The sequence below is a fragment of the Amycolatopsis sp. NPDC004772 genome (assembly GCF_053601215.1).
In genome coordinates this window covers 186,156-198,898 of sequence record NZ_JBSGBK010000001.1, presented here as the reverse complement: position 1 = coordinate 198,898, position 12,743 = coordinate 186,156, and the positions used below count along the sequence as shown (strand labels likewise).

Here is a 12,743-nt window from a genome sequence, read left to right as displayed (position 1 = left end):
GCTGTCGTCTTCACGCAACGTGACCACGGTAGCCGGAATCGACCCGGGGCGACAGTCTGATCTAGACCTCTGCCAGGTACTTCTCCCAGAGCGCCGGGTCCATGAACCAGTGCTGGAAGTCCGCCGGGTCGGTGAATCCGTTGGCGAACCGCCGCGCGACCGCGGGGTTCTGGCCCGCGACCCCGAGGATCTGGAGCACGTGCGGGGGCGGCGGCAGGAGGAGCGCGTTGGTCCATTCGGTCACGTGCCGGGCGTACTCCCAGTAGCGCTCGAACGTCGCTTCCATCCAGGCCGCGTCGAACGGCCGGTCGCCGTGGGAGACGATCGCGTCGAGGTAGGTCGCCGCGCAGTGGCTCGCGTTGTTCGAGCCCTGCCCGGTGATCGGGTCGTTCGCCACGACGACGTCGGCCATGCCCAGCACGATCGCCCCGCCGGGCAAGGTGCCGACCGGGTGCCGGACCACCGGCGGGTAGCCGCCCGCGAGCGTCGCCTTCGAGTCGGTCAGCTCGGCGTCGCGGCAGCGCTCGTACTCCCACGGCACGAACTGCCGCATCAGGTCGAGCACGCGCCGGAAGTGCTCGTCCGGGCCCGGGTGGTCGTCGAAGCAGTCCAGCGGCCCGCCGGGCACGCCCTCGAAGAAGAGGATGTCGCAGTTCCCGCTCAGCGTGTACGCCGGGATCATGAACAGCTCCCCGACGCCGGGGACGATGTTGAACCGGACGCCCATCTTGTCCGGGTGCTCCGGCCGCCGGCCCACGCCGTGGGCGTAGACCAGCGACAGCGCGCGCATCGGCCGCGTGTACGGCGAGCGCTCGGGCACCCGGTCGAACAGCTGGACCAGCTCGCCCTTGCCGGCCGAGATGACCACCAGGTCGTAGAGCCGGGCCAGCGCGTCCAGCTCGGACGTCATCACGCCGTGGATGACGAGCTTGCCGCCGCGGTCCTCGAACAGCTCGAGCCAGCCGGCCATCTTGACCCGCTGGTCCACCGACTGCGCGGGGTGGTCGAGCTCGGCGAACCAGTCGAGCGCGCGGCCGCCGTCGGGCGCGGCCACCGAGACGCCGAGGCCTTCGACGTTGACCGTCTCGGCCTCCCACAGGTTGATCCCGAGGTCGCGTTCGTGCTGCAGGGCGTCGTGGAACATGCACTGCGTCGACATCACCCGCCCGTTCCGGATCTCCTCCGGCGTCCGCGCGGACATCACGGTGACGTCGTAGTCCTTCGCCTGCAACCCGAGGGCCAGCTGCAGGCCGGACTGCCCGGCGCCCACGACCAGGACCTTGCGCATGGAGCTCGTTCTCCTTCTCAGGCGTGCGGCGCGGCGCTGCCGGCGAGCTCGCGGCCCGCCGGGCCGGAGAGCACCGCCAGCGACAGCGTGTGGCCGACCAGTTCGGTCAGGGTGGCGATGGTGGACGCGCGGTCGCGGGCGTCGCAGGTGACCAGCGGGACGGCCGGGTCGAGCGCGAGGGCGTCGCGCACCTCGTCGAGGTCGTGCACCGGCTTGCCCTCGAACTGGTTGACCGCCACCACGAACGGCAGCTCCGAGTCGTTCTCGAAGTAGTTGATCGCCGCGAACGACTCGTCGATCCGGCTGGTGTCGACCAGCACGACCGCGCCCAGCGCGCCGCGGCTCAGGTCGTCCCAGAGGAACCAGAACCGCGCCTGCCCCGGCGTGCCGAACAGGTAGAGCAGCAGGTCCGGGCGCAGCGTGATGCGGCCGAAGTCCATCGCCACCGTGGTGGTCGACTTGTTGCCCGGCGGCAGGTCGTCGACGCCTTCCCCGGCCTCGGTCATCCACGCTTCGTTGCTCATCGGCGGCACTTCCGACACCGCACCGACGAAGGTGGTCTTGCCGACACCGAAGCCCCCGGCGACGACGATCTTCGCGGAGATCGTCAGCAGATCGCCCTCAGGCGGGGAGCCGCTTGAGCCCATCAAGGATCCTCTCGAGCACGTTGGTGTCGTGGTGGTAGGCGTGCGCGGTGGGGTGGACGAACACCGCACCCTGGGAGGCGAGGTCGCCGAGCAGCACCCGCACCACACCCAGCGGCAGGTCCAGCCCGACCGACAGCTCGGCGACCGAGCAGCGCACCCGGGCGCGTTCGTAGAGCGAACGCGACTCGGGCATCAGCGTGTCGCTCAGCGCCGGGTCGTACCGCGGCACCGAGATCAGCGTCTCCACCAGCAGCTGGTGGCGCGTGCCGGTGCGGCCGCCGGTGAGCGCGTACGCGCGGATCCGGCGGTGCCGGCGGGGCAGTGTGGTGTCCTTTTCGGACACGGGCATCACATCCTCGGGCACGGGCGTCACATCCGGGGCCGGCGCGCGGTCAGCACCTGCCGCAGCTCCGCGCGCACCTCGGGGGTGAGCGCGTGGCCGGCGTTGGTGATGAACTGGGTCATCTCGTAGGCGACCACCTTCATGTCCGCCTCGCCCGAGGTCAGCACCGCGAGCCCGGCACCGGATCCGATGCCCATGAACAGGAAGTAGCCGTGGGTGAGCCGGATGATGATCTGCTCGCAGGCGCCCTTCCCGAACAGCGCGGCGCTGTTGCCCGCCAGGGAGAGCAGGCCGCTGGCGATCGCCGCGAGCTGTTCGGCTTCGGCCTCGCCGACCGAGTCCGACGCGGTGAGCGGGAAGCCGTCCACGCTCATGATCAGCGCGTGGCTGACGCCGTGCACCTTGCGCACGAAGTCGTCGAGCAGCCAGGCGAAGTTCGCCGTGGCCGAGTGGGGCGCGCTCACCGGGCGGTTCCTCCGGGCGTCTCGTCGTGCCGGGTGCGGTTCTCCGCCAACGCGGCCTGCTCGCCGTCGGCGAACGCGCCGAGGTCGGCGAGCAGCCGCTCGTGCCCGGCCGCGTCCTCGGCGGGCGCTGGTGGGGGTGGCGGTGGTTCCGGCGCGGCCCCGCGGATGCTGCCGGGCACCCGGCGCGGCAGGCCGTTCGCCGTGATCCCGCCGACCGTGCCCTCGACCGGGCGGGGCCGCGGGCTGGGCTTGCGGGCCGTGAGCGGCTCCGGCGACTCGCGGGGAAAGGTCCCGGCGCGGCGGCGCGGCAACCCGCCGACGGTGGCCGGCTCGGGCCCGGCGCCGGTCTTGACCGGCTCGACCGTGACGGTGCGCGTCCCCGACCACGCGTGCTCGGCGAGCTCGGTGACGACGCCGGTGGGCAGCAGCACGGTGGCGACCGTGCCGTGCGGGCTGCGGCGGTCGAGCCGCACGGTGACGCCGTGGCGGGCGGCCAGGCGGGCGACCACGGCCAGGCCCATGTGCCGCGCCGAGGCGTCGTCGAGGTCGCCGCCCGCGGCCAGCCGCGCGTTGAGGTCGCCGATCCGGTCGGCGGGGATGCCGATGCCCTCGTCCTCGATCCGGACGAGCACGCTGCCCTGCTCGGTCAGGTGCGCGCTCACGTGCACCGGCGAGCTCGGCGAGGACTGGTTGGCGGCGTTGTCGAACAGCTCCGCCAGCACCCGGCCCAGGTCTTCGGCGGCGAAGCCGACGACGCCGAGGTTGACCACGCGGCCGATGGTGATCCGGGCGTAGTGGTTGATCGACGACATCGCCTCGCGCATCAGGTCGAGCACCGAGGTCGCGCGGGCGGCGTCGCCGGCGGTGTCCTGCCCGGCGAGCACGCGCAGGTTCTCGGCGTTGCGCCGCAGCCGCGTGGCGAGGTGGTCGAGCTGGTAGAGCTCGGCGAGGCGGTGGTGGTCCTCCTCCCCCGCTTCCAGCTCCTCCAGCCGCGCGAGGAGCTGGTCGAGGAGGTTGAGGTCACGCAGGGCGACGCTGGCGCAGATCTCGGCCAGCACGCCTTCGCCGGACGGCGCATCTTCGCCGGACGGCGCGGCCACCGGCTCCGGCCGGGTCAGCTCCACGAACGCCGGGCCGGCCGGCGGCGCGTACCCGGGGTGCTTCGGGGGCGCGGTGAGGAACTGCGCGGCGGCGACCCGCGAGCGGTCCAGCAGGACGCGTGATCGATCCAGGAGTTCCCGGGCCCGGCTCGCCATGTGGTCCCACTTCTTCCTTGAACGTGTGTGTTTTCTGGGAAATGCGTGTGCTGCGCCGACCCCCGGGCGGCGATGCGGGACATGCAAGCAGAAAGGTTCGTGGGATGTCCACAGCCGGTCCCCGCGCGATCGCCGTGCGTGATCGTGATTTCGGAGCGTCGCCGCTGGTGAGCGCAGTGGATTAGGCCATTCGGTTCAATTTTGCAAATTGCGGGTCGCAACGGAGCGCGCACGGCCGCCGAACCCGCAGTCCAGGCAGGCCCTGACCCCGAAACCGCAGGTCGTGCCCGATTCGTCCCAAACTTGCGTGCCACGCAAAAATTTGCGGGGCACGCAAGTTTTTCGCTACACTCTGCACATGCCGCCGGAAGAACCACCGAAGCTGACCCTGCGCGAGCGGAAGAAGCGCGAAGCCCGCCGGGCGCTCGCGCAGGCCGCCCTGCGGCTGACGCTCGAGCGGGGGCTGGAGAACGTCCGGGTGGAGGACATCGCCACCGAGGTGGGTGTCTCGCCCCGCACATTCAACAACTACTTCTCCAGCAAGGAGCAGGCGGTCTGCTCGGTCGTCGTCGACCGGCACGAGGGGATGCGCGAAGCCCTGCTCGCCCGGCCCGAGGGCGAGCCGCTCTGGACGTCCGTCAAGCAGGCGGTGCTGGAGCAATATTCGCGTGATGGCGAGCCCGATCGCGCGTATGTTGCGCGTATCCGGGAGCTGATGGGCCGGCTCATGCTGCGGGGCGAGTTCCTGAACGCCCACGCGGCGGTCGAGCGGGTCCTCGCCGAAACGATCGCGAAACGGGTGGGCGGTGTGGACCACCTGCTGTGCCGGCTGATGGCGTCCTCGGTGGAAAGTGCCGTCCGCGTCGCCTTCGTGAACTGGTTCACCGAAGGCGAACCGCTCCTGCCGACGCTGGAGCGGCTGCTGGACGAGCTCGCCGCCGGGATGCCGACCCTGACCGGCGGCACCGAACGGAAACCCGAACCGACCACCACCACTCCACTGGGGGAATCGTTGTGCTAGTCAAGCTCCTCCGCAGCCACCTGCGCCCGTACCGGGGCACGCTGTGGGTGATCGTCGCACTGCAGCTGGTGCAGACGATCGCCATGCTCTACCTGCCGACGCTGAACGCCGACATCGTCGACAACGGCCTGATCAAGGGCGACATGGGCTACATCCTGCGGGTCGGCGCCATGATGCTCGCCGTCACGCTGGCCCAGATCGTCGGCTCGATCGGTGCGGTCTACTTCGGCGCCCGCACAGCGATGGCGATCGGCCGGGACATCCGCGCCGGGGTCTTCCACCGGGTGCAGGACTTCTCGGCCCGCGAGGTCGGCCAGTTCGGCACGCCGTCGCTGATCACCCGCACCACCAACGACGTCCAGCAGGTCCAGATGCTGGTGCTGATGACGCTGACGCTGATGGTGTCCGCGCCGATCATGTGCGTCGGCGGCATCATCCTGGCGCTGAACCTCGACGTGCCGCTCTCGTCGCTGCTGCTGGTCATCGTGCCGGTGCTCGCGGTCTCGGTCGGGCTCATCATCGCGAAGATGCGGCCCGCGTTCCGGCTGATGCAGGTGCGCATCGACCGGATCAACCAGATCCTGCGCGAGCAGATCATGGGCATCCGGGTGATCCGGGCGTTCGTGCGCGACAAGCATGAACGGCAGCGCTTCGACGTCGCCAACGACGAGCTGCTCACCGTGTCGCTGCGGGTCGGGCGGCTGATGGCGCTGATGTTCCCGATCGTGATGCTGGTGATGAACGTGTCCAGCGTCGCGGTGCTGTGGTTCGGCGGCCAGCGGATCGACTCCGGCAGCATGCAGATCGGCGCCATGACGGCGTTCCTGTCCTACCTGCTGCAGATCCTGATGGCCGTCATGATGGCCACGTTCATGTTCATGATGGTGCCGCGCGCGGAGGTCAGCGCCGAGCGGATCAGCGAGGTGCTCGGCACCGAGTCGAGCGTCCGGCCGCCGGTGTCGCCGATCCGCCCGGGCGCGGTGCACGGTCACCTGGAGCTGTCCGGGGTCGAATTCCGCTACCCCGGCGCGGAAAAGCCGGTGCTGTGCGACATTTCGCTGATCGGGCGGCCGGGTGAGACCACCGCCGTGATCGGCTCGACCGGCACCGGCAAGACGACGCTGCTCAACCTGATCCCCCGGCTGATGGACGCCACCGCCGGCACGGTGAAGGTCGACGGCGTCGACGTGCGCGACCTCGACCCGGCGGTGCTCGCCCGCGCGGTCGGGCTGGTGCCGCAGAAGCCGTACCTGTTCGCCGGCACGGTGGCGAGCAACCTGCGCTACGGCAACCCGGACGCGACCGACGAAGAGCTGTGGCACGCGCTGGAAGTGGCCCAGGGCAAGGAGTTCGTCGAAGCGATGACCGAAGGTCTCGACGCGCCGATCGCCCAGGGCGGCACGAACGTCTCGGGCGGCCAGCGCCAGCGCCTCGCGATCGCGCGGATGCTGGTGCACAAGCCGGAGATCTACCTGTTCGACGACTCGTTCTCGGCGCTCGACTACGCGACCGACGCGGCCCTGCGCCGCGCGCTGGTGTCGGAGACGAAGGACGCGACGGTGGTCATCGTCGCGCAGCGGGTGAGCACGATCCGCAACGCGGACCGGATCATCGTCCTCGACGAAGGCCGCGTCGTCGGCACCGGCACCCACCACGAACTCATGGACGGCAACGAAACCTACCGGGAGATCGTGCTGTCCCAGCTGACCGAGCAGGAGGCGGCGTGAGCACGACGGAAACGCCGAAAGCCGCCGTCACCGACGCCGGCGAACGGCCCACCGCCCAACGGCACAAGAACACCGGTGGCGCCGCCGGGCCCGGTGCCCGTTGGATGGGCGGCGGCGCGCCGGCGGAGAAGGCGCTCGACTTCAAGGGTTCCCTGAAACGGCTGCTGCAGCTGCTGCGACCGCAGCGGGTCGCGCTGATCGGTGTCCTCGTGCTCGGCGCGGCGAGCGTCACGCTGACCGTGATCGGGCCGAAGATCCTCGGCCAGGCCACCGACGCCATCCTCGCCGGCGTGCTCGGCAAGCAGGTGCCGCCGGGGGTCACGAAGGAGCAGATCGTCGCCGGCCTGCGGGCACGCGGCGACGGCACGCTCGCCGACATCTACAGCCGGGTCGACCTCGTGCCGGGGGTCGGCATCGACTTCGACAAGGTCGGCCGGATCCTGCTGGTCGTGCTGGCGCTGTTCGTCATCTCGTCGTTCTTCGGCCTGATCCAGGCCCGGCTGACGACGACGCTGGTGCAGCAGGCGGTGTACCGGCTGCGCCAGGAGGTCGAGGACAAGTTCGCGCGCCTGCCGCTGAAGTACTTCGACCGCCAGCCGCGCGGTGAGGTGCTGTCCCGCGTCACCAACGACATCGACAACCTGGCGCAGTCGCTGCAGCAGACGCTGTCGCAGATCGTGTCGTCGCTGCTGACGGTGATCGGCGTGCTGATCATGATGTTCCTGATCTCGCCGCTGCTGGCGCTGATCGCGCTGCTGACCGTGCCGCTGTCGGCGGTCGTGGCCGCGAAGGTCGGGAAGCGGGCGCAGCCGAACTTCATCAAGCAGTGGTCGACGACGGGCAAGCTCAACGCCCACGTCGAGGAGATGTACACCGGGCACTCGCTGGTCAAGGTGTTCGGCCGCCGCGAGGAGTCCGCGGCGATCTTCGACAAGCAGAACGAGACGCTGTACCAGGCGAGCTTCAAGGCGCAGTTCATCTCCGGGATGATCCAGCCGGCGATGATGTTCATCGGCAACCTGAGCTACGTGCTGGTGGCGGTGATCGGCGCGCTGCGCGTCGCGTCGGGCAGCCTCACGCTCGGCGAGGTGCAGGCGTTCATCCAGTACTCGCGCCAGTTCAGCCAGCCGGTCACGCAGATCGCCAGCATGGCGAACCTGCTGCAGTCCGGGGTCGCGTCGGCCGAGCGGGTGTTCGCGCTGCTCGACGCCGAAGAGCAGGCGCCCGATCCCGCGTCGCCGGAACGGCCGGCGGTGATCCGGGGCCGCGTGGAGTTCCAGGACGTCTCGTTCCGCTACCTGCCGGAGAAGCCGCTGATCGAGAACCTCTCGCTGTCCGTCGAGCCCGGTCAGACGGTGGCGATCGTCGGCCCGACGGGTGCGGGCAAGACGACCCTGGTCAACCTGCTGATGCGGTTCTACGAGCTGGACGGCGGGCGGATCACCCTCGACGGCGTCGACATCGCGAAGATGAACCGCGAGGAGCTGCGCGACCAGACCGGCATGGTGCTGCAGGACGCGTGGCTGTTCGGCGGCACGATCGCGGAGAACATCGCCTACGGCGCGGACGACCCGAGCCGCGAGGAGATCGTCGAAGCGGCGAAGGCGACGCACGTGGACCGGTTCGTCCGCACCTTGCCGGACGGGTACGAAACGGTGCTCGACGACGAGGGCGGCACGGTCAGCGCGGGCGAGAAGCAGCTGATCACGGTGGCCCGGGCGTTCCTGGCCAAGCCGGTGATCCTCATCCTCGACGAGGCGACCAGCTCGGTCGACACCCGCACCGAGGTGCTCATCCAGCGGGCGATGAACTCGCTGCGCACCGGCCGCACCAGCTTCGTCATCGCCCACCGCCTCTCGACGATCCGCGACGCGGACGTGATCCTGGTGATGGAGCACGGCCAGATCGTCGAGCAGGGCGACCACGAAACACTGCTGCACAGCGGCGGCGCGTACGCGCGGCTGTACGCGGCCCAGTTCGCCGAAGCGATGGCGGAGACGGACTGAGTGCGGATGGCTCATCCCCGGCGTCCGGCGTCCGGCGCCGGGGATGAGCCATCGGCGACTGGTCACCGCAGCCGCCAGGCGGTGACGTCGGGGACCGGGGCGGTTCGACGCTCCCTGCGCCGGCCGGGCCCGCGACCACCGGAGCCCCGCCCACCCCGGTACCCTGGAAGCCTTCGAGCGGAAGGGGTACTGGGGCGGCCATGGCCGACAAACTCGAGGAATACCGCCGCAAGCGCGCCCGCGAGCGCACTCCCGAACCGTGGCCCGAAGGCTCGCCCGTTGCCGGTGGGAACGACTTGTTCGTCATCCAGGAGCACCACGCCTCGCGGCTGCACTGGGACTTCCGGCTGGAGCGCGACGGCGTGCTCGTGTCGTGGGCGGTGCCGAAGGGTCTTCCCCGCTCCCCCGGCGTCACGCGCCTGGCCGTGCACACCGAAGACCACCCCATGGAGTACCTCGACTTCGAAGGCGAGATCCCGGCCGGCGAGTACGGGGGCGGGTGGATGGCCATCTGGGACACCGGCCGCTACGAAACGCTGCACTGGAACGACCACAAGGTCGAGGTCGTCTTCCACGGCGGGAAGGCGAACGGCAAGTACCTGTTCCTCAACCGGCACAACCCCGAGGACGAAGGCGACTGGACCCTGCGCCGCCTCGATCCGGCCGAAGACGGGCACGAGGACTCCCCCGAATTCCTCGAACCCATGGCCGCCGTGCCGGGCGAGCTGCCGGCCGAAGACGACGACTGGGCCTACGAGTTCGACTGGGGTGGCGCCCGGACGATGCTGTGCGTGTCCGGCGGCCGCATCGCCGCGCACGACGAGACCGGTGCCGACGTCATCGGGCGCTGGCCCGAGCTGCACAAGCTCGGCGAAACCCTCGGCTCGACGGAGGTGCTGCTCGACGGCGAGATGGTCGTGGTCCGCGACGGCCGGCCGGATCCCGCGGGGCTCGCCCGCCGCAGCCGGGCCGACGGGGCCGACGCCAAGCGGATGGCCAAGCACTGCCCCGCCTTCTTCTTCGCCTACGACCTGCTGCACTACGACGGCCGGGCGACGCTGGAGCTGCCCTACCTCGAACGGCGGGACATGCTCGCCGATCTCGGTCTGTCCGGCGGGGCCTGGCAGGTGCCGCGGTACTTCCGCGGCGGCGGCGAAGCCGTGCTGGCGGCCGCGCGCGAACACGGCCTCGGCGGGATCTACGCGAAACGTGCCGGCGGCGACTACCGGCCCGGCAAGGCCGACGGCGACTGGCTCCGGATCACCACGTGAAGACGGCCTCCCCGGCGGAATCCGGGGAGGCCGTCCGTGTCCGGAACTCAGTGCGTCCGCTGCTCCGGCACCACCTGGACCGGGCTGCTCTGCTTGCGCAGCAGCGCCACGGCCAGCACGAGGCCCACGGCCGCGAAGATCACGCACGCCATGAAGCCCTGCGTGAAGCCCTCCAGGATCGCCGCCGGGTTCGTGGCCGCCTGCGCCATGTGCGCGGCGATCACCGTGGAGACGATCGCGACGCCGATCGCGCCGCCGATCTGGAAGGCCGCCGTGTTGAAGCCGGACGCGATGCCCGCGTCGCGCTTGGCGATGCCGTTCAGGGCCGCCGCCGCGAGGGCGACCGGGCCGCCGCCGAGGCCCAGGCCGAACAGGAGCAGGGCCGGGAAGACGTCGGCCCAGTAGCTGCCGGTCGGCGAGATCCCGGTCAGCAGGTAGGAACCGATGCCGAGCAGCACCACGGCGGCGACCGAGACGATGCGGATGCCGATGCGGTTGAGCAGGGCCTGCGCGAGGTAGGCACCGGCCACTGCCGCGATCGGCATCGCCGACTGGCTGAGGCCGAACTCGAGCGCGGTGTAGTGCAGCACGCCCAGCGAGAACTGGGAGATCGCCATCGACATGCCGAACGCGAGCGCCGCGACGATCGCCGTCACGACGTTGCCGCCGACCAGCGCCGGCGACCGGAACAGCCGCAGCGGCACCAGCGGCGCCGCCGACCGCTTCTCGATCACCAGCGTCAGCGCGACCAGCACCAGGAAGACCACGCCCAGGCCGAGCGTGTGGAAGCTGACCCAGCCCTTCGCGGGCGCCTCGACCAGGATGTAGACCAGCAGGCCCAGCGCGGCCGTGCTGACGACCGCGCCGGCGAGGTCGAACGTCCGCTGCTTGCCCGCGTCCTTGCTCTCCCGCAGCAGCACCGGGCTCAGCACCAGCATGAGCAGCGCGACCGGGACGTTGACGAAGAAGATGGACTGCCAGCCCAGCCAGTCGATGAGCGTGCCGCCGAGCAGCAGGCCGACGGTCGCGCCGATGGAGGCGATCCCGGACCACGCGGCGAACGCCTTGTTGCGCTCGCGGCCTTCGGGGAAGGTGTTGGTCAGGATGGACAACGCGGTCGGCGCCATCAACGCGGCCGAGACGCCGTGCAGGGCCCGGGCCACCAGCAGGACCTCGGCGTTCCAGGCGAACCCGGACAGCAGGGACACCAGCAGGAACAACGCGGTGCCGGCGATGAACACCTTCCGCCGGCCGAGCAGGTCGGCCGCGCGGCCGCCCAGCAGCAGCAATCCGCCGAAGGTGAGCAGGTTGGCCGAGAGGGCCCACTGCGCCGCGACGGGCGAGAGCTTGAGGTCCGCCGAGATCGACGGCAGGCCCATGATGACGATCTGCGCGTCGAGGATCACCATGAAGTTGGCCGTGCAGAGCAGGATGAGGGCTTTCCAGCGGCGCGAGTCGAGACCCGACGCCACCGATGCGGGCGCTGCCTGGGCGACGTTCACTGCACTCTCCTTCGAGCGGAGAGGGCATTTTCTCCGCGGTCCGTAGGCGTGCGTCGACCGTACGGATCCGGCGGTCCGCGCCCTTCCTCCCGATTGCACAGCGGTTTCTCCCCGCGTGCGAAATCCGCGCGGGCACGTCCCTTCGAAGCGGGCTCAGTTCTTCCGGGCGAGCACCGCGATCCCGGCCACCACGACCACCAGTCCGGCCACGACGTTGCCGACCAGGGCGCCCGCCGACGGCGGGGTCTCCCCGCTGTGCCGGAGCAGCCACGGCGAACCGGCGGCCCACGCGCCGAGGACCGGGATGACCCAGCCGATCAGCGCGAGCCTGCGGGTGGCCGTGCGGGCGATCGCCAGCGCGATCAGGACCAGGCCGACCAGGGTGTCGCTCAGCGCCAGCACGCCCGCGCCGCCGAAGCCGGTCAGCCACGGGGCCAGGACCAGGTAGAGCCCGGCGAGCAGGACCACTCCGGCGGCCGCGCCGAGCACCGCCGTGCGGTGCCGGGGTGCCCGGGTTCGGGGGGATGTCATCTCCTCACCTCCACTCGGAGAGGTACCCGCTCGTCGCAGCCGGTAACCGGGGCCTGCCCGCGGCAGGCCCCGGTCCGGTCAGCAGCCGCAGGTGTAGTACGTGATGTCCCAGTGGTTGCCCTCGTCGCAGTAGAGGTTGCCGGAGGCCGCCTTCCACTGCGGGTAGCCGTCGCCGCGCAGGCCGGCGTAGCCGAAGCTGTTCTTGATGTAGGCGTCGATGCAGCTGTTGTGCGAGATGTCCACCTTGTAGCCGTTCCAGTGGCTGTAGGTGCCGGACGCGTGCCCGGTCTCGGTGCCCCCGGTGATGTTGACGGCGCAGCCGCTGGCCCGCTTCAGCGTGATGACCCCGCTGACCGTGCTCTGGTTGATCTGCTCGTACGACGTGCACGTCGAGTTGTTGCGGTTGGTGCAGCCGCCGCTCGACGAGTGCGTGACACCGGCGGCGGACAGCTGCGACGCGGCCTGCGCCTGGGTGAGCTTGGTGACCTGCTCGGTCGCCTGGGCGGTGCCGATGGTGGCGAACACCGCCGTCGCGGCGGACGCGGCCAGCCCCAGTGCCACCCGCGCCAGCATCCGTTGTCCCGGCATGACCTGTCTCCCTACCGTGCGATGATCCGGACGGGGGTGAGCCAAATCGGGCCGGCCATAACTTCGCCAAACTCCCGGTGCCGCGCGCCGGGCCGGGAC

At 70.6% G+C, this 12,743-nt stretch carries 12 protein-coding genes; 4 read left to right on the top strand and 8 right to left on the bottom strand.

What is annotated here, in order from left to right:
* Positions 1–61 precede the first annotated feature (61 nt).
* From ACWEF6_RS00985 to ACWEF6_RS00965, 5 genes are read right to left on the bottom strand one after another with little or no spacing between them, the layout of a single operon-like run.
* A complete protein-coding gene (locus ACWEF6_RS00985; protein ID WP_449680978.1) occupies positions 62–1,288 on the bottom strand; it encodes a styrene monooxygenase/indole monooxygenase family protein in 1,227 nt (408 codons plus the stop codon).
* 17 nt (positions 1,289–1,305) lie between these two features.
* Positions 1,306–1,935, bottom strand: coding sequence for a GTP-binding protein (locus ACWEF6_RS00980; protein WP_449680977.1), 630 nt, complete (start codon positions 1,933–1,935; stop codon positions 1,306–1,308).
* Positions 1,910–2,284, bottom strand: coding sequence for a DUF742 domain-containing protein (locus ACWEF6_RS00975; protein ID WP_449680976.1), 375 nt, complete (start codon positions 2,282–2,284; stop codon positions 1,910–1,912). Before ACWEF6_RS00975 ends, ACWEF6_RS00980 begins: the two co-directional genes overlap by 26 nt.
* 20 nt (positions 2,285–2,304) lie before the next feature.
* The gene (locus ACWEF6_RS00970; protein WP_103341531.1) at positions 2,305–2,742 is read right to left on the bottom strand and encodes a roadblock/LC7 domain-containing protein; all 438 of its coding nucleotides are present in this window, start codon (positions 2,740–2,742) and stop codon (positions 2,305–2,307) included.
* Positions 2,739–3,998 (bottom strand): sensor histidine kinase, encoded by a 1,260-nt coding sequence (locus ACWEF6_RS00965; protein WP_449680975.1) that lies wholly within the window; start codon positions 3,996–3,998, stop codon positions 2,739–2,741. Before ACWEF6_RS00965 ends, ACWEF6_RS00970 begins: the two co-directional genes overlap by 4 nt.
* A 358-nt stretch (positions 3,999–4,356) precedes the next feature.
* Here ACWEF6_RS00965 and ACWEF6_RS00960 point away from each other — a divergent pair, with 358 nt between their 5' ends.
* The 4 genes from ACWEF6_RS00960 (at position 4,357) to ACWEF6_RS00945 (ending at position 10,023) form a co-directional block, all read left to right on the top strand.
* Entirely contained in the window at positions 4,357–5,019 is a 663-nt protein-coding gene (locus ACWEF6_RS00960) for a TetR/AcrR family transcriptional regulator (protein ID WP_449680974.1), read from the top strand.
* Positions 5,013–6,746 (top strand): ABC transporter ATP-binding protein, encoded by a 1,734-nt coding sequence (locus tag ACWEF6_RS00955; protein ID WP_449680973.1) that lies wholly within the window; start codon positions 5,013–5,015, stop codon positions 6,744–6,746. The genes ACWEF6_RS00960 and ACWEF6_RS00955 overlap by 7 nt, the downstream gene beginning before the upstream one ends.
* Positions 6,743–8,752: an ABC transporter ATP-binding protein gene (locus ACWEF6_RS00950; protein WP_449680972.1), complete on the top strand. Its 2,010-nt coding sequence runs from the start codon at positions 6,743–6,745 to the stop codon at positions 8,750–8,752. Before ACWEF6_RS00955 ends, ACWEF6_RS00950 begins: the two co-directional genes overlap by 4 nt.
* 200 nt (positions 8,753–8,952) lie before the next feature.
* A complete protein-coding gene (locus ACWEF6_RS00945; RefSeq protein WP_449680971.1) occupies positions 8,953–10,023 on the top strand; it encodes a DNA polymerase ligase N-terminal domain-containing protein in 1,071 nt (356 codons plus the stop codon).
* Positions 10,024–10,070: 47 nt separating this feature from the next.
* Here the strand turns inward: ACWEF6_RS00945 and ACWEF6_RS00940 are convergent, their stop codons facing one another.
* The 3 genes from ACWEF6_RS00940 to ACWEF6_RS00930 all read right to left on the bottom strand — a co-directional run bounded on the left by ACWEF6_RS00940 (position 10,071) and on the right by ACWEF6_RS00930 (position 12,644).
* On the bottom strand, positions 10,071–11,525 hold the full coding sequence (locus ACWEF6_RS00940; RefSeq protein WP_449680970.1) for an MFS transporter: 1,455 nt from the start codon (positions 11,523–11,525) through the stop codon (positions 10,071–10,073).
* A 153-nt stretch (positions 11,526–11,678) separates the two neighbouring features.
* Positions 11,679–12,056, bottom strand: coding sequence for an SPW repeat protein (locus tag ACWEF6_RS00935; RefSeq protein WP_449680969.1), 378 nt, complete (start codon positions 12,054–12,056; stop codon positions 11,679–11,681).
* Between the two features lie 78 nt (positions 12,057–12,134).
* Positions 12,135–12,644, bottom strand: coding sequence for a hypothetical protein (locus tag ACWEF6_RS00930; RefSeq protein WP_449680968.1), 510 nt, complete (start codon positions 12,642–12,644; stop codon positions 12,135–12,137).
* Positions 12,645–12,743: the final 99 nt, after the last annotated feature.

What these genes read in the sequence shown, in the direction of transcription:
- ACWEF6_RS00960 (WP_449680974.1), top strand. Translation starts at nt 4,357, where the DNA reads ATGCCGCCGGAAGAACCACCGAAGCTGACCCTGCGCGAGCGGAAGAAG.
- ACWEF6_RS00935 (WP_449680969.1), bottom strand. Translation starts at nt 12,056, where the DNA reads ATGACATCCCCCCGAACCCGGGCACCCCGGCACCGCACGGCGGTGCTC.
- ACWEF6_RS00945 (WP_449680971.1), top strand. Translation starts at nt 8,953, where the DNA reads ATGGCCGACAAACTCGAGGAATACCGCCGCAAGCGCGCCCGCGAGCGC.
- ACWEF6_RS00965 (WP_449680975.1), bottom strand. Translation starts at nt 3,998, where the DNA reads ATGGCGAGCCGGGCCCGGGAACTCCTGGATCGATCACGCGTCCTGCTG.
- ACWEF6_RS00975 (WP_449680976.1), bottom strand. Translation starts at nt 2,284, where the DNA reads ATGCCCGTGTCCGAAAAGGACACCACACTGCCCCGCCGGCACCGCCGG.
- ACWEF6_RS00980 (WP_449680977.1), bottom strand. Translation starts at nt 1,935, where the DNA reads ATGGGCTCAAGCGGCTCCCCGCCTGAGGGCGATCTGCTGACGATCTCC.
- ACWEF6_RS00985 (WP_449680978.1), bottom strand. Translation starts at nt 1,288, where the DNA reads ATGCGCAAGGTCCTGGTCGTGGGCGCCGGGCAGTCCGGCCTGCAGCTG.
- ACWEF6_RS00930 (WP_449680968.1), bottom strand. Translation starts at nt 12,644, where the DNA reads ATGCCGGGACAACGGATGCTGGCGCGGGTGGCACTGGGGCTGGCCGCG.